Source organism: Thiohalobacter thiocyanaticus (assembly GCF_002356355.1).
GTDB lineage: Bacteria > Pseudomonadota > Gammaproteobacteria > Thiohalobacterales > Thiohalobacteraceae > Thiohalobacter > Thiohalobacter thiocyanaticus_A.
Genome location: NZ_AP018052.1, coordinates 1,027,830 through 1,046,106, shown reverse-complemented (window position 1 = coordinate 1,046,106; position 18,277 = coordinate 1,027,830). Strand labels below are relative to the sequence as shown.

At 66.5% G+C, this 18,277-nt stretch carries 17 protein-coding genes and 1 other RNA gene; 1 reads left to right on the top strand and 17 read right to left on the bottom strand.

The genetic code is table 11. The features are described 5' to 3' along the window. Positions 1–120: 120 nt before the first annotated feature. The 8 genes from CFK21_RS04875 to leuS form a co-directional block, all read right to left on the bottom strand. Positions 121–702, bottom strand: a complete 582-nt coding sequence (locus CFK21_RS04875) for a Maf family protein (RefSeq protein WP_096365318.1) — start codon at positions 700–702, stop codon at positions 121–123. Positions 703–714: 12 nt separating this feature from the next. Further along, on the bottom strand, positions 715–1,185 hold the full coding sequence (gene rlmH / locus CFK21_RS04870; protein WP_096365316.1) for a 23S rRNA (pseudouridine(1915)-N(3))-methyltransferase RlmH: 471 nt from the start codon (positions 1,183–1,185) through the stop codon (positions 715–717). Positions 1,186–1,199: 14 nt separating this feature from the next. After that, a complete protein-coding gene (rsfS, locus tag CFK21_RS04865) occupies positions 1,200–1,520 on the bottom strand; it encodes a ribosome silencing factor (protein ID WP_231971589.1) in 321 nt (106 codons plus the stop codon). A gap of 76 nt (positions 1,521–1,596) precedes the next feature. Continuing rightward, positions 1,597–2,220: a nicotinate-nucleotide adenylyltransferase gene (nadD, locus tag CFK21_RS04860; RefSeq protein ID WP_096365312.1), complete on the bottom strand. Its 624-nt coding sequence runs from the start codon at positions 2,218–2,220 to the stop codon at positions 1,597–1,599. Positions 2,221–2,254: 34 nt separating this feature from the next. Further along, a complete protein-coding gene (locus tag CFK21_RS04855; protein WP_096365310.1) occupies positions 2,255–3,538 on the bottom strand; it encodes a glutamate-5-semialdehyde dehydrogenase in 1,284 nt (427 codons plus the stop codon). 201 nt (positions 3,539–3,739) lie between these two features. Beyond that, positions 3,740–4,774, bottom strand: a complete 1,035-nt coding sequence (gene holA, locus CFK21_RS04850; RefSeq protein WP_096365308.1) for a DNA polymerase III subunit delta — start codon at positions 4,772–4,774, stop codon at positions 3,740–3,742. Between the two features lie 2 nt (positions 4,775–4,776). After that, on the bottom strand, positions 4,777–5,286 hold the full coding sequence (locus CFK21_RS04845; RefSeq protein WP_096365306.1) for an LPS-assembly lipoprotein LptE: 510 nt from the start codon (positions 5,284–5,286) through the stop codon (positions 4,777–4,779). Positions 5,287–5,361: 75 nt separating this feature from the next. Beyond that, positions 5,362–7,986 (bottom strand): leucine--tRNA ligase, encoded by a 2,625-nt coding sequence (leuS, locus tag CFK21_RS04840; protein ID WP_096365304.1) that lies wholly within the window; start codon positions 7,984–7,986, stop codon positions 5,362–5,364. 268 nt (positions 7,987–8,254) lie between these two features. On the opposite strand from leuS, the gene CFK21_RS04835 reads away from it, so the two are divergent. Continuing rightward, a complete protein-coding gene (locus tag CFK21_RS04835) occupies positions 8,255–8,776 on the top strand; it encodes a zinc ribbon-containing protein (protein WP_096365302.1) in 522 nt (173 codons plus the stop codon). Positions 8,777–8,892: 116 nt separating this feature from the next. Here the strand turns inward: CFK21_RS04835 and CFK21_RS04830 are convergent, their stop codons facing one another. The 9 genes from CFK21_RS04830 to pgi form a co-directional block, all read right to left on the bottom strand. Continuing rightward, positions 8,893–9,930 carry a hypothetical protein gene (locus CFK21_RS04830; RefSeq protein WP_096365300.1) on the bottom strand — a complete coding sequence of 346 codons (1,038 nt, stop codon included), beginning with the start codon at positions 9,928–9,930 and terminating at the stop codon, positions 8,893–8,895. Beyond that, positions 9,927–11,438, bottom strand: a complete 1,512-nt coding sequence (lnt, locus tag CFK21_RS04825) for an apolipoprotein N-acyltransferase (protein ID WP_096365298.1) — start codon at positions 11,436–11,438, stop codon at positions 9,927–9,929. Before lnt ends, CFK21_RS04830 begins: the two co-directional genes overlap by 4 nt. Positions 11,439–11,491: 53 nt before the next feature. Continuing rightward, complete coding sequence (locus CFK21_RS04820) at positions 11,492–12,370, bottom strand: HlyC/CorC family transporter (protein ID WP_096365296.1); 879 nt, start codon at positions 12,368–12,370, stop codon at positions 11,492–11,494. 263 nt (positions 12,371–12,633) lie between these two features. Next, positions 12,634–13,116: an rRNA maturation RNase YbeY gene (gene ybeY / locus CFK21_RS04815; RefSeq protein WP_096365294.1), complete on the bottom strand. Its 483-nt coding sequence runs from the start codon at positions 13,114–13,116 to the stop codon at positions 12,634–12,636. After that, on the bottom strand, positions 13,113–14,096 hold the full coding sequence (locus CFK21_RS04810; RefSeq protein ID WP_096365292.1) for a PhoH family protein: 984 nt from the start codon (positions 14,094–14,096) through the stop codon (positions 13,113–13,115). The genes ybeY and CFK21_RS04810 overlap by 4 nt, the downstream gene beginning before the upstream one ends. A gap of 35 nt (positions 14,097–14,131) precedes the next feature. After that, positions 14,132–15,496, bottom strand: a complete 1,365-nt coding sequence (gene miaB, locus CFK21_RS04805) for a tRNA (N6-isopentenyl adenosine(37)-C2)-methylthiotransferase MiaB (RefSeq protein ID WP_096365290.1) — start codon at positions 15,494–15,496, stop codon at positions 14,132–14,134. A 129-nt stretch (positions 15,497–15,625) separates the two neighbouring features. Then, positions 15,626–15,976: RNase P RNA component class A (gene rnpB, locus CFK21_RS04800), an RNA gene on the bottom strand. 14 nt (positions 15,977–15,990) lie between these two features. Beyond that, positions 15,991–16,497 carry a hypothetical protein gene (locus tag CFK21_RS04795; protein WP_096365288.1) on the bottom strand — a complete coding sequence of 169 codons (507 nt, stop codon included), beginning with the start codon at positions 16,495–16,497 and terminating at the stop codon, positions 15,991–15,993. A gap of 43 nt (positions 16,498–16,540) precedes the next feature. Beyond that, positions 16,541–18,184, bottom strand: coding sequence for a glucose-6-phosphate isomerase (pgi, locus tag CFK21_RS04790; protein WP_096365286.1), 1,644 nt, complete (start codon positions 18,182–18,184; stop codon positions 16,541–16,543). Between the last annotated feature and the right edge of the window lie 93 nt (positions 18,185–18,277).

Genomic DNA, 18,277 nt, shown 5'->3' with positions numbered 1-18,277 from the left:
GGTTGGGTTAGCCCGGAGGGCGTAACCCAACATTCAGGCCGCGTTTGTTGGGTTACGGCGCTAATGCACCCAACCCAACCTACAAGGTTGTGTTTTTCACGGCGATTCCGCAGCGGTTCTTTACGAATCTCCCAACTCGAGCAGCGCCACGCCGGCCTCGCGCAGCAACTCCGCGGTCTCGAACAGGGGCAGACCCATTACGCCAGTGTAACTGCCCTCGAGACGGCTGACGAACATGGCCGCCCGCCCCTGGATGGCATAGGCCCCGGCCTTGTCGGCCGGCTCCCCGGTGGTCCAGTAGGCCGCGCACTCGGCGGGTTCCAGTTCACGAAAGCGCACCCGGTTACGGTTCAGGCGCAGCGCCTCGCGCCCGCCCACGACCAGGGCCACGGCGCTGAGCACCTCGTGTTCGCGCCCGGACAGCTGCGCCAGCATGGCCATACCGTCGGCGCGGTCGGCCGGCTTGCCCAGGGGCCGGCCGTCGAGGCTGATCAGGGTATCGGCACCCAGCACCGGCAGTTCAGCAACGGTTTTTGCTGCCAGGGCACGTGCCTTGTCCAGCGCCAGTCGACAGACCAGCGCCTCGACCGGCTCGCCCGGCAGCGGCGTCTCGTCGATGTCCACCGGCACGGCACGGTGGGGCACCCCGAGCTGGTTCAGCAGTTCCCGGCGGCGGGGCGAGGCGGACGCCAGCAGGATCATGAGTATCCCCCCTCAGGCCCGGTGATAGGGATGGCCACTGACCAGGCTCCAGGCGCGATAGAGTTGCTCGGCCAGCACCACCCGCACCAGCGGGTGCGGCAGGGTCAGGGGCGAGAGGGACCATTGCAGCTCGGCACGTTCACGGCAGGCGGCGGACAGGCCGTCCGGACCGCCGACCAGCAGCGCCAGGTCGCGTCCATCCTGCAGCCAGCCGCGCAGCCGGTCGGCCAGCTGTTCGGTGTTCCAGGCCCTGCCGCCGACCTCAAGGGCGATCACCGTCGCATCCCGGGGCACCGCCGCCAGCAGGCGTTCGCCCTCCTCGCGGCGGATGCGTTCCAGATCGGGGTTGCGGCCGCGTTTCGCAGGCGCGATCTCGACCAGTTTCAGGCGGCATTCATGCGGCAGACGCCTGGCATATTCGCTGAAGCCCGCCTCCACCCAGGCCGGCATCCGGGTGCCGACGGCCAGCAGATGAATCTGCATCAGGGCCTACCGCGTCATACGCTCTGCAGATGGGTGGCGGCCTCGCCCTCGCCGCCGGCGCTCCAGAGCTTCTCCAGGTTGTAGAAGGCACGCGCCCGCGGCAGCATCACATGAGCCACCACGTCGCCCAGGTCGACCAGGATCCATTCGCCGCTGTCCTGGCCCTCCACGCCGATCGGGCGCAGGCCCTGCTGCTTGGATTCATCGATGACGTTCTGGGAGATGGACCGGACGTGGCGGTCGGAGGTTCCGCTGGCAATGACCATGTAGTCGGTCACCGAGGTCAGTCCGCGCACATCGATGATGCTGATGTCCTGGGCCTTCATGTCCTCCATGGCCTGAACGACGAGGGTCTTGAGGGATTCGGTGGAGAGGGTTTCAGTCACGCGGTTTACCTGTGGGCTTGGGGATTCAACAATACAGACGGTTGGCCTGCAGATATTCGAGCACGGCATCGGGCAGCAGATAACGGCTGCTGCGCCCGGCGGCCTGCTGGGCGCGAATGGCGGTGGCGGAAATCGCCAGCGAGGTGACCTCGATCTGATATATAAGACCGGCCGGGCGGCTTTTCAAACGCGCGGCATCATCCACGCCCCGCTCGGTCAACAGCCGGGCCGGCGCGCCCGCCGGACGCCCCCCGCCCGGACGGGCCATCACCAGCAGGTGCGCCAGTTCGGTCAGGCGCTCCCAGCGGTCCCAGCCGTCCAGGCCGCCGAAGGCGTCCTCGCCCAGTACCAGACCCAGCGGGCAGTCACCGTGCTCGGCGCGCAGGGATTCCAGGGTGTCGACCATATAGGAGGGACCGGGGCGCTCCAGTTCACGCCCGTCCAGCACCAGCCGGTCCTGCCCCTGCAGGGCCAGCGCGAGCATGTCGCGGCGCGCCTCGGGGGAGGCCTGCGGTGGATCACGATGGGGGGGTTCCCGGGCCGGCAGCATCAGCATGGCCTCCAGGTCGAGTTGCTCCTGCACCTCCAGGGCGGTGCGCAGGTGACCATAGTGAACCGGATCGAAGGTGCCGCCGTAGACGCCGATCATGCCTGGCCGTCGGAACTGGGCATCGTGGACTGACTCAACTGCGCACCTGGCCGTCGCCCAGGACGACGAACTTGAGCGTGGTCAGGCCCTCCAGCCCCACCGGGCCGCGGGCATGCAGCTTGTCGGTACTGATGCCGATCTCCGCGCCCAGCCCGTATTCGAAGCCGTCGGCGAAGCGGGTGGAGGCGTTGACCATCACCGAACTGGAATCGACCTCGCGCAGGAAGCGCCGGGCGCGGGCATAGTCCTCGGTGACGATGGCGTCGGTGTGCTGCGAGCCATGGGCGGCGATGTGGTCCATGGCCGCGTCCAGATCATCCACCACCCGCACGGCCAGGATCGGCGCCAGGTACTCGGTGTCCCAGTCGGCGTCGCTGGCGGCGCTGATGCCGTCGAGGACGGCGCGGGTGCGCTCGCAGCCGCGCAACTCCACGCCCTTTTCCCGATAGGCTCGCGCCAGCCGCGGCAGGATGGATTCGGCGATGTCCGCATGCACCAGCAGGGTCTCCATGGTGTTGCAGGTGCCGTAGCGCTGGGTCTTGGCGTTGAGCGCAATGGCATAGGCCTTGTCCGGATCCGCGCGGTCGTCGATGTAGACGTGGCAGATCCCGTCCAGGTGCTTGATCACCGGGATGCGGGATTCCTCGCTCACCCGTTCGATCAGGCCCTTGCCGCCGCGCGGCACGATGACATCGACACAGTCCTTCATCCGCAGCAGTTCGCCCACGGCGGCACGGTCGGCGGTCTCGATCACCTGCACTGCCGTACCCGGCAGGCCGGCCTGGCCCAGGCCGATGCGGATGCAGGCGGCGATGGCCTGGTTGGAATGCAGCGCCTCGGAGCCGCCGCGCAGGATGGCGGCGTTGCCCGACTTCAGGCACAGGGCGGCGGCGTCGGCGGTCACATTGGGCCGGGATTCGTAGATGATGCCGATCACCCCGAGCGGCACCCGCATGCGTCCGACCTGGATACCGCTGGGCCGGTAATTGAGATCGCTGACGGCCCCGACCGGATCGGGCAGCGCAGCGATCTGGCGCAGGCCCTCGGCCATGGCGGCAATCCGGTCATCGGTCAGTTCCAGCCGGTCCAGCAGGGCCGCGTCCAGGCCGCGTTCGCGCCCGGCCTCGAGATCACGGGCGTTCTCAGCCTTGAGGGTATCGGTCGCGGCCTCGATGGCCTCGGCGATGGCATGCAGGGCATTGTTGCGGGCCGCGGTGTCGGAGCGGCTGAGCAGCCGGGCGGCGGCACGGGCCTGCTCGCCGACCCGCTGCATGTAGGTCGCAACGTCGGGGGCAAGGGATTCGGGGGTGGCGTTCATCCTGCGGTACGGGGTCCTGTCTGCTGCTGGAAAAACCAATCCGCCACGGAATCGCACGCGTTTCCAGCTGTAGGTTGGGTTAGGCGCGCCAGCGCCGTAACCCAACGAATGCGGTCTGAATGTTGGGTTACACCCTACGGGCTAACCCAACCTACGGCATTCGACCTGTCCGTGCTTTCCGTGTATTCCGTGGCCATGATCTCAGGCGGTCTTGCCCTCGGTCAGCCCGAGCGGCCGGCCCGCCAGATCCAAGGCCAATTGTACCAGTTCATCCCAGGGGTTGCCCGCGGCCTGACCCTTTATGATGCGGTCGATGCGGGCGCTGCGACGCAGGAAGCCGTACCAGGCCGGCAGCCGGTGCCGCTGCAGGGCCTGGCCGATCACCGCCTGGCGGTTCTTCCACACCCGGAACCGGCCCTGCACCGCAGCCAGCGACTCACCATGGGCCAGGGCCCAGCCCATGGCCTCCAGGCTGCGCAGTTCGCGGGTCAGGGCCCAGTTCACCAGCACCGGCTCCACCCCCTCCTGCTGCAGGCCGGCGAGCATGCGCACGGCGCGTTCGCCCTGGCCGGCCAGAACCGTGTCGACCAGGCCGAAGACATCGAATCGGGCGCTGTCGGAGACCGCCTCGGCGACCCGGGCCGCATCCAGCTGCTCGCCGGGGTAGAGCAGCGCCAGCTTGTCCACCTCCTGGGCCGCGGCCAGCAGATTGCCTTCGACCCGCTCGGCCAGCATCTGCACCGCCTCCGGCTCGGCGGTCAGGCCCGCCCGCTGCAGGCGCTGGCCGATCCAGCGCGGCAGCTGGCGGCCATCGATCGGCCAGGCGGCCAGCGACACGCCGGCGTCCTCCAGCGCCTTGAACCACTTCGCCCGGCGCTGGGCGGCCTCGAGCTTGCCGCAGATGACCAGCAACAGGGTATCCGGGGGCAGGGACCGGGTGTAGGCCGTCAGGGCCTTGCTGCCGGCGTCTCCGGGCTTGCCGGAGGGGATGCGCAGTTCCAGGATGCGTCGGTCGGCGAACAGCGACAGGGCGCTGGCGGCCTCGCCGAGCCGGCCCCAGTCGAAACCGGACTCGGCATGAAACACCTCCCGATCCACATAGCCCCCGGCCCGGGCTGCCGCGCGGATGGCATCGGCCGCCTCCTGCGCGACCAGGGTCTCCTCGCCCCAGAGCAGATAGACCGGCGCCAGTCCCTGCTTGAGATGGGTGGCGAGTTGTTCGGGCCTGAGTTGCATGGTCAGCCGTCGCTGCCGAGGGCCTGCAGCCGCAGCATCAGCAGCTGAGTGATGTCGCGGCGCATCTCGGCCCGGATCTCGCCTTCCTGGCTGCCGCTGGCCAGGGGATCGAAGCGGTCGTAGAGGTACTCCCGGGCCAGTTCCAGTTCCTGGGGTTCGAGCAGCAGCCGCCCGTCGGTGGTACGCACGCTGAACACCAGCCGCTGGATCAGTTCGTATTCCTGCACCTTGCCGCCGGCCTGCACCGACAGCACCCGGCGGCCGGCCTGGTTGGTGATGATATCCAGGATGGCCGTGGCCTGTTCCGCGGATGGCACCACCTGCACGCCGGATCCTTCCAGCAACCGGCGCAGGTCGCGGCCCAGATCGCTGTACTCGCTCAGCCCCTGTATCTGGGTGCGCGCCATTTCGGGTGGCAGGTTCGCCTGGCCGCGCAGCTGGAAGCCGCAGGCGGACAGGGTCAGGGCCAGCAGCAGGACTAGAACGGTCGGCAGGTGATGGGATCGGGTCATGGAAGATCCTGTTTATCAGCGTGAAGGCCGTAGCTCGGGTTACGCTGCGCTAACCCGAGCTACATCATTCCTCGTTCAGACAACAATGTTGACCAGCTTGCCCGGCACCACGATGGTCTTGCGGATCGGCTTGCCCGCGGTGAAACGCTGGACATTGGCATCAGTGTGCGCCGCGGCCTCGACACCGGCCTTGTCGGCATCGGCCGGCACCTGGATGCGGGCGCGGACCTTGCCGTTGACCTGCACCACCAGCTCGATGCTGTCCTGTACCAGGGCCGCGGCGTCGTGCCGCGGCCAGGGGGCGGCGAGAATCTCGGCTGCGTCGGTGCAGCGAACGCGCGGCCACAGTACATGGCAGATGTGCGGCACCACCGGTGCGAGCAGCCGCAGCAACATGTCCACGGCCTCGTACTGCAGAGCGAGATCGCCGGGCGCCTCGCTCTGCTCGTCGATCTCGCCCAGGCTGTTGACCAGCTTCATGCAGGCCGCCACCACGGTGTTGAACTGGTACCGCCCATAGTCGCGCGCGGCCTGCTCCACCGCCTGATGGATGGCGGTACGCCGCTGCTGGCGTTCCGTGTCCAGGCCGCTCCAGTCGAAGCCAGCGAGGAAGGCGCGGCGCTCCTCGGGCGTATCGTACTTCGCCAGGCGGAAGGCCGGGCGCATACCCAGCGCCCACAGCCGCTTGAGGAAGCGATGGGCGCCGGCCACGCCCTCGTCGGACCACTCCAGCGATTGCTCGGGCGGGGCGGCGAACAGGGTGAACAGACGCACCGTGTCGGCACCGAAGCGCTCGATCAGCGCCTGTGGATCCACGCCGTTGTTCTTGGACTTGGACATCTTCTCGATGCCGCCGATCTGCACCGGCCCGCCGTCGCGGCCCAGGCGGGCGCCGGTGAGCTTGCCCTTGCCGTCGCGCTCGACCTCGACCTCGGCGGGATTGAAGAAACGTTTCCGGCCGTCCTCTTCACGATAATAGGTCTCGGCCACCACCATGCCCTGGGTCAGCAGCCGTTTGAAGGGTTCGTCCGAGCGGATCAGGCCGGCGTCGCGCATCAGCTTGTGATAGAAGCGCGAGTACAGCAGATGCAGGATGGCATGTTCGATGCCACCGATGTACTGATCCACCGGCAGCCAGTAGTCGGCACGCGCGTCCAGCATAGCCTGGTCGTTGTCGGCGCAGGCATAGCGGGCGTAGTACCAGGACGACTCCATGAAGGTGTCGAAGGTATCGGTCTCGCGCTCGGCCTCGCCGCCGCACTGCGGGCAGCTGGTGCGGGACCATTCCGGCATCTTCTTCAACGGCGAGCCGCTGCCGTCGAACTCGACCTGTTCCGGCAGCACCACCGGCAGCTGGTCCTCCGGCACCGGCACCGCGCCGCAGTCGGGACAGTTGATGATGGGGATGGGACAGCCCCAGTAACGCTGGCGGGACACACCCCAGTCGCGCAGCCGGTAGTTGACCGTGCGCCGGCCGCGGCCCTGCGCCTCGATGTAGTCGGCGATGGCGCTGAAGGCCTGATCGAAGTCCAGGCCGTCGAACTGTCCCGAGTCGCGCAACACGCCCTTCTCGGTCCAGGCCGCCTCACTGACATCCGCCTGCGAGCCGTCGGCGGAATGAATCACCTGTTTGATGGGCAGACCGTACTTGCGCGCGAATTCGTAATCGCGCTGGTCGTGCGCGGGCACCGCCATCACCGCACCGGAGCCGTAGCCCATGAGCACGAAGTTGGCCACCCACACCGGCACCGGCTCGCCGCTGACCGGGTGCAGGGCCGTGAGGCCGGTCGCCACGCCCTTCTTTTCCATGGTCTCCAGCGCGGCCTCGGAGGTCTCGGTGTGGCGGCATTCCTCGATGAAGGCGGCCAACTCGGGGTTGTCCTGCGCGGCGCGCACGGCCAGGGGGTGCTCGGCGGCCACGGCCACGTAGGTCACGCCCATCAGGGTGTCGGGACGGGTGGTGTAGACGCTCAGGCGCTCATCCGCACCGGCGATATCGAACTCCAGTTCCAGACCCTCGGAGCGACCGATCCAGTTGCGCTGCATGGTGCGCACCGCCTCCGGCCAGCCCTCGAGCCGGTCGATCTCATTGAGCAGTTCCTCGGCATAGTCGGTGATGCGCATGAACCACTGCGGGATGTCGCGACGCTCGACCAGGGCGCCGGAACGCCAGCCGCGGCCGTCGATGACCTGCTCGTTGGCCAGCACCGTCTGGTCGACCGGGTCCCAGTTGACCGTGGCCATCTTCTTGTAGACCAGGCCCTTTTCATAGAGTCGGGTGAACAGCCACTGCTCCCAGCGATAGTACTCGGGTCGGCAGGTAGCCAGTTCGCGCGACCAGTCGTAGCCGAAGCCCAGCCGTTTGAGCTGCTCGCGCATGTAGTCGATGTTCTCGTAGGTCCAGGCCGCCGGCGGCACCCGGTTCTGCATGGCGGCATTCTCGGCCGGCAGGCCGAAGGCGTCCCAGCCCATGGGCTGAAGCACGTTTCTGCCCTGCATGCGCTGGTAGCGGGCGATCACATCCCCGAGGGTGTAGTTGCGCACGTGGCCCATGTGCAGGCGGCCGCTGGGATAGGGAAACATGGACAGGCAGTAGAATTTTTCCCGCCTGGGGTCCTCGACAACCCGGAAGCTGTCGTGGGTTTCCCAGTACTGCTGCGCCTCGGCCTCGACCTGCCCGGGTTGGTAGTGTTCGTCCATTGCTTTCCTGAAAATACGGTCACTTGAATGGCCGCAAAGGATACCTGATCCGTGGCGGCTCTTCACCTGACCGGAAATCTGTTCCAAACTAGCATCAGCACTGAATAGCGCTTCCCCTGACCGCGTCATCCCCGCGCAGGCGGGGATCCAGCCTCCACCGGCTCCGCCGGGTCATGGATGCCCCCGGGCGGGAATGACGGAGAGGATGGAATCCGGCTCAGGCAAGTGCCATTCGGACCCGTCCCTGTTACTACGGAGAAAACCCGACATGTCAGATTCCCAGCCCTCCGGCCCCGGCGAAAAGCTTGTCCAGGCCTACCACCGCATGATGGACCGGGTCCAGGCCGCCATCGACGAGGCCGAGGAACACGCCATCCCCACCCTGGAGCAGAACCTGGAGCGGGCCAAGGAACGCGCGATCGAACTGGGCGAACTGACCCGCGAGGAGGCCGAACGGGTGGCCGCCTACCTGAAACGCGACATGGAAGACGCGGCCAGCTACCTGGAGCAGACCGGCAACGAGTTCGGCGCCTGGCTGAAATTCGACATCGGCCAGATCGAGCGCCGGCTGTTCGAGAAGATGCTCACCGTGGCCGACCGCACCCGCATCGAGCTGGCCGAGTTCGAGGCCCGTATGCACGAGGCCCAGACCTACCACACGGGCGAGGTCACCGGCCCCGGGGTGCTACGCTGCGAATCCTGCGGCGAGGAACTGCACTTCAGCGAGCCGGGGCACATCCCGCCCTGCCCGAAATGCTATGCCACCAGCTTCGTCCGTGCGAAGCAATAAAAGGCGGTTCCGTAGGTCGGATTAGCCCGCAGGGCGTAATCCGACGCCCGCTGCAACGCTCCGCCGCCTGTCGGATTACGCTGCGCTAATCCGACCTACGGGACTGCATAAAGGATTCAGTCCGGCACTACCCGCTCCAACTCCTGCTGCAGAGCGGTCGCGTCCAGCCGCTCGAAGTCCTCGTGATTGGAGACGATGAACCCGCCGGCGAGCTCGAACCAGGTCAGGCCGCTGCTCCAGGCCGGCACCTCCACCGTGCCCTGCTTGCGACGCGGAAACAGGTAACTGCCGCCGGGGACGAACAGGGCATTGAAGGGCTGTTCATCGGCATGCAGCCCGGTCAGGCAGTCCCAGCTTTCCTCGCGTCGCGCGCAATAGCGCACCTCGGCCGGGTACTCCATGTCGCCGCCGTGATGCGCCCACTGTTCACGCATGACCGGCATACCGTCCGGTTCGACGAAACCCTGCACATGCAGGTGGTTCACCGAGGCGTAGGCACCGTAACTGTTATACCCGAACAGCATCCCCGGAACCGCCTCACCCAGTTCCGCCGCCAGCGACCAGACATAGTCGTGATCCTCGCGGGTAAGGAACTGCGGCTTGCCGGCATTGCGGTCCAGCACCCACAGGCCGTGCAGCGGCGCAAAGGGATACTTGTTGTAATACAGGTCCACGCGCCGCCCCAGCAATTCCCCCGCCCAGAAGCATTCCTTCTGCAGGAACGGCCGATTGAAATTGAAGGCGTTGGAATTGAACGGGGAGATGATTTCCTTGGGCACCTCGGTGGTGATGCGCCGGGGCCGGAAGGAACGCAGGTGATTGAACTGCAGACGCCAGGGACCCTCGTCGCGAAAACGGGTCGGCTGCAGGCCTTCGAAGCCGATCAGGGCCATCTTGAGAAAGACCAGCAGATCCTCCTCGATCTGCTCGCCGTCGCGCCCGCTGGCGAAACGCTCACGCAGATCCTCCCGCAGGCGGTCAAACCGGCTTTTCAGCGGCGCCTTCAGTTCGGCGTAGATATCGGGGTCGAACGTGGCGTTGGCCAGCACCAGGATGAAGGGGCCGAGCCCTTCATGCTGCAGCATCTGTTTGAGCCCGTCAGTGAAGGCACCGGCAAAGGCGTCGTGATGTTTGAGAAAATCGGCTGCGGTCATGGTTCCGGCTTGTACCCGTTGCGGACAGCATACCCGAGCGCCAGCATGCCGGCGACCAGCAGCAGCACGGGCAGGTCACCGCGCTGCACATAAGGCGTCGCCCCCTCCCGGGGCTGGGCCGAGGCCCGCACCACGGCGACCTCGAACTGAGGGCCGCGCTCCCGCAGCCGGCCGCGGTGATCGATCACGGCCGAGATCCCGGTATTGGTGGCGCGCAGCAGTTCGCGGCCGGCCTCCAGCGCCCGCATCCGCGCCATCTGCAGATGCTGGTGCGGGGCCAGCGAGTCGCCGAACCAGGCATCGTTGCTGACATTGACCAGCAGTCGTGCCTCGGGCAGGGTCGCGAGCAATTCGGTTCCGAAAATGATCTCGTAGCAAATCGACACGCCCACCGGATGCCCGGCGACCCGCAGCAGCGGCTGCTGCGCCCCGCCGGAACTGAAATCGGCCACCGGCAGCGGCATCACCTGCAGCAGGGTGCCCAGCCACTGGCGCAGCGGCAGATATTCACCGAAGGGCACCAGGTGACGCTTGAAATAGAAGCTGTCCTCAGCACCCACTCGCATGACGGCGTTGTAATAGGCCCACTGCTCGCGATCCAGCACCGGGATGCCGGTCAGAAATTCGCTGTCGGCCTGCCGGCTTTCGCGGCGCAGCTGGCGCAGAAATCCGTCCTCGATCTGGTGATAAAAAGCCGGGATGGCGGTCTCCGGCCAGACCACCAGATCCACTTCCCGTGCAGGATCACTCCACTCCCGGCGACTCAATTCAAGATAGCGCGCCAGCGTGGCCCGCTGCCAGGTCTCCTGCCACTTGCGGTCCTGGGCGATATTCCCCTGGACAAGGCTGACTTCCAGCGGTTCACCGACGGCACGGGTCCAGTCGTGATGTCGCAGCAGACTCCCGCCGAGCCACACCCCCATCACCAGCGCCAGCAGCAGCACACGCTGGCCGGTCCGCCGGCTGCGGATACCGGCCGCCAGGGCACCCGCAGTCACCAGCAGCAGCAGCCCGACGCCATGGACACCCAGTACCGGCGCATAGCCGGCCAGGGGCGTATCGAGTTGAGTGTAGCCGGCCAGCAGCCAGGGGAAGCCGGTGAACAGCCATCCGCGCAGCCATTCCGACAGCACCCAGGCCGCCGGTGCCGCGAGCAGGTAGCGCGGCCAACCGACGAGTGGCGCCAGCCACACTGTCAGCCAGGCGGCCAGCGCGGGAAACAGGGCGAGAAAGGCCACCAACAGCGCGGCGACCAGGATCGCGGCAACCAGGGGCGTACCGCCGAACACGTGAATGCTGATATGGACCCAGCTGACCCCGACGCCGAAACAGCCGAGGCCGAACAGGTAGCCCAGACCCAGGGCGCGGCGGGGGCGCCGCTCCGGCAACAGGGCCAGCAACAGGGCCGGCAGAAGGATGGCCAGGGGAGCGATGGAAAAGGGGGCAAAGGCCAGCGGCAGCGCAGCGCCGGCGGCCAGCGCCAGCAGGGATATCCACCAGGGCCGCATACCCGCTCCCCCTGCGGACGGTCGCGCGTCTGTGCCGCCCGGCTCAACCGGGTTCATGCCCCGCCCGGCCCCGTCATGACCGGGGTATCGGCTTCCTCCCGGATATCCAGGGCCAGCAGATGGATGCGGCGGTTATCGGCGCGGGTGACCTTGAACACGAAACGTCCCATCACCACCGACTCACCGCGCTTGGGCAGGTGACCGAACTCGTGCGCGACCAGGCCGCCGACGGTGTCGAATTCCTCGTCGCTGAAGTCGGTGCCGAAATACTCGTTGAAATCCTCGATCGGAGTCAGCGCCTTAACCATGTAGCTGGTCTCGGAGCGCTGCAGGATGAACACGCCTTCCTCGATGTCGTGCTCGTCGGCGATCTCGCCCACGATCTGCTCCAGCACGTCCTCGATGGTGACCATGCCGGCGACACCGCCGTACTCATCCACCACCACGGCGATGTGGTTGCGGCTGAGACGGAATTCCTTGAGCAGTACGTTCAACCGCTTGCTTTCGGGGATGAAGACCACCGGCCGCATGCTGTCGCGGATGCTGAACGCCTCCTCCGGCTGGATACGATAGCGCAGCAGGTCCTTGGCCAGCAGGATACCGACCACTTCGTCGCGGTTCTCGCCGATCACGGGAAAGCGGGAGTGGCCGGAGTCGATGATGGTCGGCAGGATCTCCTCCAGCGAGGCGTCGCGGCGCACCACCACCATCTGTGCCCGCGGGATCATGATGTCGCGCACCTGCATCTCGGAGACCTGCAGGATACTCTCGATCATGGCCAGGGCATCGGCATCCAGCAGGTTGCGCGCCTGGGCATCGCGCAGCAACTCCACCAGTTGTTCACGGTCTTTCGGCTCCCCCAGCAGCACCTGGCTGATGCGCTCGAACCAGTTGCGCTGGGTGGAACCGTTGCTAGATCGGTCTTCGCTCATTGTCGTTTCAGGTCAGGGAACACATGACAGCTCATCCAGGGGAATAAACTGTGATCTGATCCCTTAAAGTCAAATGCGCCACGGAATACACGGAAAGCACGGACAAATAAAAATTGTCCCACCATATGTAGGTCGGGTTAGCCCGCAGGGCGTAACCCGACATTGGCGCCGAACCTGTCGGGTTACGCTGCGCTAACCCGACCTACCAAGCAATAATGAAATTGTCCGTGCTTTCCGTGTATTCCGTGGCGCTCTTGAACACTTCACTCCTCCCGGTAAGGGTCGGGATAGCCTAAGCGGCGCAGGATGTCGGTTTCAAGCCTTTCCATCACCTCGGCCTCGGCCGCTTCGAGGTGATTGTAGCCCTGCAGGTGCAGCATGCCGTGCACCACCATATGGGCCCAGTGGGCCTCGGCGGTCTTGCCCTGGCCGGCGGCCTCGCGCGCAACCACCGGGGCGCAGATCACCAGATCGCCCAGCAGCGGCAGCTCCAGGCCGGGCAGTTCGGCGGCGTCGACCGGGAAGGACAGCACATTGGTGGGCCCTTCCTTGCCCCGATAGGCCTGATTCAGTTCGCCGCTCTCGGCCTCGTCAACCAGGCGCAGGGTCAGTTCCGCGCCCCCGTCGCCGCGCCAGGCGGCCTCGGCCCAGCGCTGGAAATCGGCCGCGGACGGCACATCGCCGGCGCCGGTCTCGATCTGCAGGTCCAGCACCAGGGCCGGTTGCGATACCGCGGCCGCGCTCACGCGCCCTCTCCGCCCGCCGGGTCCTGGCGGGCATAGGCGGCGACAATGCGCTGCACCAGTGGATGGCGCACCACGTCGCGGGCGCTGAAGAAGGTGAAGCTCACGCCCTCGACCTCCTTGAGCACGTCGACCACGTGGCGCAGACCGGAGACGGTGCCTCGCGGCAGGTCCACCTGGGTGACGTCGCCGGTGACCACGGCGGTGGAGCCGAAGCCGATGCGGGTGAGGAACATCTTCATCTGCTCCACCGTGGTGTTCTGGGCCTCGTCCAGGATGATGAAGGACTCGTTCAGGGTGCGCCCGCGCATGAAGGCCAGCGGGGCAACCTCGATCACCTGGCGCTCGATCAGTTTGCTCACCTTGTCGAAGCCCAGCATCTCGTACAGGGCGTCGTAGAGCGGGCGCAGGTAGGGGTCGACCTTCTGCGCCATATCGCCGGGCAGGAAACCCAGCCGCTCGCCGGCCTCCACTGCCGGGCGCACCAGGATCAGGCGCCGCACCTGCTCCTGTTCCAGTGCGGCAACGGCGCTGGCCACGGCGAGGTAGGTCTTGCCGGTGCCGGCCGGGCCGATACCGAAGCTCAGATCGTGGTCACGGATGCAGGCCAGGTACTGGCGCTGGTTCGTCCCGCGGCCATGAATGGTGCCGCTGCGGGTGCGGATGCGCACCTCGGCGACCTGCTCCGCCTCGGGCTCGGCCTCGAGTTCGGCATTGGCCTGCTGCAGGGCAAGATGCACCTCGGCCGGGGTCAGGATCCGGCCCTCGGCCTCGGCATAGAGATGGCGCAGTACATCGCCGGCAACCTCCGGGGCCCGGCCCTCGCCGATGACATGAAACTGGTTGCCGCGGTTGTTGATCTCCACCCCCAGCCGGCGCTCGATCTGGCGCAGGTGCTGATCGAACTGACCGCACAGACTGGCCAGCCGCTCGTTGTCGGGCGGTTCCAGCAGGAAATCACAGGCTTTGGGTTTCTGGGTCAAGACGGTCGGTATGCAATGACAGGCAGGGGCGGGCGTTACATCCAGTTGGCGACATCAGCGGCCGTGTCTTCGGCCAGCGCGACGAACTCGCCCCGCAGCGAATTGGGCAGCGCCTCGGTGATGCGGACGTTGACGAACCGACCGGGGAGATCGGCCGCGCCGTCGAAGTTCACCACCCGGTTGTTCTCGGTGCGCCCGGCCAGCTGCGCCGGATCCCTGCGCGAGGGTCCCTCGACCAGGATACGCTGCACCGTCCCGACCATATCGCGGCTGATCTGCGCAGCCATCTCGCTGATGCGCTGCTGCAGCCGGGCCAGGCGGGCCTTCTTCGTGGCCATATCGACATCGTCGGGCAGCGAAGCGGCCGGCGTGCCGGGACGCGCGCTGTAGATGAAGCTGAAGGAATGATCGAAGCCGATGTCCTCGATCAGCTGCATGGTGGCCTCGAAGTCGGCATCGGTCTCGCCGGGAAAGCCGATGATGAAATCCGAGGACATGCTGATGTCCGGCCGCGCCTCGCGCAGCCGGCGGATGATGGCCTTGTATTCGAGTGCCGTGTGCTTGCGTTTCATCTGCGCCAGGATACGGTCCGAACCGCTCTGCACCGGCAGGTGCAGGTGGCTGACCAGTTCGGGCACCTCGGCATAGGCCTGGATCAGGCTGTCGCTCATCTCCAGCGGATGCGAGGTGGTGTAGCGGATGCGCTCGATGCCGTCGACGGCGGCCACATAGCTGATCAACAGGGCCAGGTCGGCGGTCTCGCCGTCGTGCATAGGCCCGCGGTAGGCATTGACGTTCTGGCCCAGCAGGTTGACCTCGCGCACGCCCTGGGCGGCCAGGACGGCGACCTCGGCGATGACGTCGTCGAAGGGCCGGCTGACCTCCTCGCCGCGGGTGTAGGGCACCACGCAGAAGCTGCAGTACTTGCTGCAGCCCTCCATGATGGAAACGAAGGCGGTCGGGCCCTCGGCGCGCGGCTCGGGCAGGCGGTCGAACTTCTCGATCTCGGGGAAGGAGATGTCCACCACCGGCGCCCGTTCGCGGCGCACGGCGGTGAGCATCTCCGGCAGGCGGTGCAGGGTCTGCGGCCCGAATACCAGATCCACATAGGGCGCGCGCTCACGCAGGGCCTCGCCCTCCTGGCTCGCCACGCAGCCACCGACGCCGATGACCAGTTCCGGGCGTTCGGCCTTCCAGGTCTTCCACTGCCCCAGCTGGGAGAAGACCTTCTCCTGCGCCTTCTCGCGGATGGAGCAGGTGTTGAGCAGCAGGACATCGGCCTCCTCGGGCCGGTCGGTCTTGTCCAGGCCATGGGAGGCCGCCAGCACGTCAGCGATGCGCGCCGAATCGTACTCGTTCATCTGGCACCCCATGGTGCGGATGTAGACTTTGCCTGGCATTGATACTCAACGTATCCGGGTAAAAATTGACCGTCATTGCGAGCCGCTTCAGCGGCGTGGCAATCTCGTTATGCGGCAACGTGGACGAGATTGCCGCGTCACTTCGTTCCTCGCAATGACGGGCGAGTCAAATCGAGCCGGCCTGTAAGCCGGGTTCTGTCGGGGACAGTCATTCCTCTGGAACAGCCGTCACCGGCTGTCTCAAGCGACCTACCCGGAGGCGATGCGGGCCGCATCCTGGCCTCCCTATTTGGTCTTGCTCCGGGTGGGGTTTACCCTGCCGCGGCGTGTTGCCACCCGCGCGGTGCGCTCTTACCGCACCTTTTCACCCTTACCTGTGCCCGTGGGCCATCGGCGGTGTGTTTTCTGTGGCACTTTCCGTAGGCTCGCGCCCCCCAGGCGTTACCTGGCACCCTGCCCTGTGGAGCCCGGACTTTCCTCGAGGATCCCGTGGATCCCCGCGACTGCCCGGCCGACTCGAACCGCGAAGTATATCATTTTTTGCGGGGGCCGGACCGGCCGGCCCCGCGGCGGTAGGTCAGCCGGCCGATCAGGCGGTTGAGCGGATTGTCACGGCTGAGAAAACCCAGTACCGGCGGCCGGCGAATGCCCATCTGCCGGCGCAGCTGGCGCAAGCCGGCGTGGGTACGATCGGCCCGCAGGCCGCGGACAATGGCCTCGCAGGCCTGCTTGCGGTGCTGCAGGTGCAGTTCGGCCTTGGCCAGGTACTCGTGGACATCGCCGTCGTAGCGCTCGGCACGGGCGGCGCTCCGGCACAGGTTCAGGGCAGCGGGGTCATTGAGCAGCGCCCGGGCATAGCCGCGGGCGGCAGTATAGAGGTTGCTGTAGACGTCATCCGGTGCGGACTGCTGCTCGGCTGTCTCGAAGCAGGCGGCCGCGGCGGCGGCGTCGCCGGCCGCCAGGTGCCGGCAGCCCTGCTCGTATTCCGGATGCCGTCGAACTGCCCCGTGTACCGCGGACCAGGGATCCTCCGTATTCATACCCCTCCCCTTCTGCTGTTCCCATTATTATCCTGATCGGTTGCTACGAACATAACTGTTTATAGTAATTAATCAATCCGTTGGTGGATGCGTCGTGAGCGGTAACCGCTCCGTCCGCCTCCAGTTCCGGCAGGATGGCGCTCGCCAGCTGCTTGCCCAGCTCCACGCCCCACTGATCGAAGGAATTGATATTCCAGACGACGCCCTGGACGAAGATCTTGTGCTCATAGAGCGCGATCAGGCTGCCCAGGGTGCGGGGGTCGAGCCGGCGATAGAGCAGTGAATTGGTGGGCCGGTTGCCGGGGAAGACCTTGTGCGGCAACAGCCGCTCCAGCGCCTCGCCGCTCAGCCCCTGCGCCTCCAACTCCGCCCGCGCCTCAGCCTCGCTGCGCCCGCACATCAGGGCCTCGGTCTGGGCGAAGAAATTCGACAGCAGGATGCGGTGATGCGCGCCCAGCGGATTCGCCGGCTCGGCCGCAGCCAGGAAATCGGCCGGGATCAGCCGGGTGCCCTGGTGGATGAGTTGATAGAAGGCATGCTGGCCGTTGGTCCCCGGCTCGCCCCAGATCACCGGGCCGGTGGCATGGTCCACGGGCTCGCCGTCACGGTTGACCCGTTTGCCGTTGCTCTCCATGTCGCCCTGCTGGAAATAGGCCGGAAAGCGGTGCAGGTACTGATCGTAGGGCAGGATGGCATGGGTTTCGGCGCCGAAGAAATTGATGTACCAGATGCCCAGCAGCCCCAGGATCACCGGCAGGTTGGTCTCGAGCGGCGCCGTCCGGAAGTGCTCGTCCATGGCGTGGGCACCGTCGAGCAGTTCCTCGAACCGCTCCATGCCGATGGCCAGCGCGATAGGCAGACCGATGGCCGACCACAGCGAGTAGCGCCCGCCGACCCAGTCCCAGAATCCGAACATGTGCGCTGTATCGATGCCGAACTCGGCCACCTTGTCGGCGTTGGTGGAAACGGCCACGAAATGCCTGGCCACGGCTGATTCATCGCTGAGCTGCTCCAGCAGCCAGGCGCGGGCGGTACGGGCATTGGTCAGCGTCTCCTGGGTGGTGAAGGTCTTGGAGGCGATGACGAACAGGGTGGTCTCGGGGCGCAGCGGGCGCAGCGTCTCGGCGATATGGCTGCCGTCGACATTGGAGACGAAGTGCACCTGCGGCCCCTCGCGGGTCCAGGGCTTCAACGCCTCGGTGACCATCAGCGGGCCCAGGTCGGAGCCGCCGATGCCGATGTTGACCACGTCGCGGATGGGCTCGCCGGTGTGTCCGCGCCAGTCGCCGCCGCGCACCGAATCGGTAAAGCGGCGCATGCGCTCGAGCACGGCCTTGACCGCCGGCATGACATCCTCGCCATCGACCTCCACGGGACGGTTGCCGCGATTGCGCAGCGCGATGTGCAGCACCGCCCGATCCTCGGTCACGTTGATGTGCTCGCCGGCGAACATGCGCTCGACCCAGGCCGGCAGCCCGCGCTCGCGGGCCAGGTCCATCAGCAGCTTCAGGGTCTGCTCGGTGATGCGGTTCTTGGAATAGTCCAGCAGGATGTCGCCCAGGCGCAGTGAGAACTTCTCGAACCGCTGCGGATCGGCTTCGAAGGCCTCGCGCATCTGGAAGTCGCGCATGGCCTCGTAATGCGCATTCAATGCCTGCCAGGCGGGGGAACGGGTAAGCTCGGTCATGACATTCAGTCCTTGACGACAACCAACAGCGTGGGATCACGTAGGATGGGTGAAGGCGCATAGCGCCGCAACCCATCGACTCAACGCGTCATG

Excerpts from the sequence above, each read along its gene's own strand:
- CFK21_RS04795 (WP_096365288.1), bottom strand. The coding sequence starts at position 16,497 with ATGAATACGGAGGATCCCTGGTCCGCGGTACACGGGGCAGTTCGACGG.
- CFK21_RS04820 (WP_096365296.1), bottom strand. The coding sequence starts at position 12,370 with ATGAGCGAAGACCGATCTAGCAACGGTTCCACCCAGCGCAACTGGTTC.
- pgi (WP_096365286.1), bottom strand. The coding sequence starts at position 18,184 with ATGACCGAGCTTACCCGTTCCCCCGCCTGGCAGGCATTGAATGCGCAT.
- CFK21_RS04855 (WP_096365310.1), bottom strand. The coding sequence starts at position 3,538 with ATGAACGCCACCCCCGAATCCCTTGCCCCCGACGTTGCGACCTACATG.
- rsfS (WP_231971589.1), bottom strand. The coding sequence starts at position 1,520 with ATGGAGGACATGAAGGCCCAGGACATCAGCATCATCGATGTGCGCGGA.
- CFK21_RS04830 (WP_096365300.1), bottom strand. The coding sequence starts at position 9,930 with ATGACCGCAGCCGATTTTCTCAAACATCACGACGCCTTTGCCGGTGCC.
- rlmH (WP_096365316.1), bottom strand. The coding sequence starts at position 1,185 with ATGCAGATTCATCTGCTGGCCGTCGGCACCCGGATGCCGGCCTGGGTG.
- miaB (WP_096365290.1), bottom strand. The coding sequence starts at position 15,496 with ATGCCAGGCAAAGTCTACATCCGCACCATGGGGTGCCAGATGAACGAG.
- holA (WP_096365308.1), bottom strand. The coding sequence starts at position 4,774 with ATGCAACTCAGGCCCGAACAACTCGCCACCCATCTCAAGCAGGGACTG.
- lnt (WP_096365298.1), bottom strand. The coding sequence starts at position 11,438 with ATGCGGCCCTGGTGGATATCCCTGCTGGCGCTGGCCGCCGGCGCTGCG.
- nadD (WP_096365312.1), bottom strand. The coding sequence starts at position 2,220 with ATGATCGGCGTCTACGGCGGCACCTTCGATCCGGTTCACTATGGTCAC.
- CFK21_RS04875 (WP_096365318.1), bottom strand. The coding sequence starts at position 702 with ATGATCCTGCTGGCGTCCGCCTCGCCCCGCCGCCGGGAACTGCTGAAC.
- leuS (WP_096365304.1), bottom strand. The coding sequence starts at position 7,986 with ATGGACGAACACTACCAACCCGGGCAGGTCGAGGCCGAGGCGCAGCAG.
- CFK21_RS04835 (WP_096365302.1), top strand. The coding sequence starts at position 8,255 with ATGTCAGATTCCCAGCCCTCCGGCCCCGGCGAAAAGCTTGTCCAGGCC.
- CFK21_RS04845 (WP_096365306.1), bottom strand. The coding sequence starts at position 5,286 with ATGACCCGATCCCATCACCTGCCGACCGTTCTAGTCCTGCTGCTGGCC.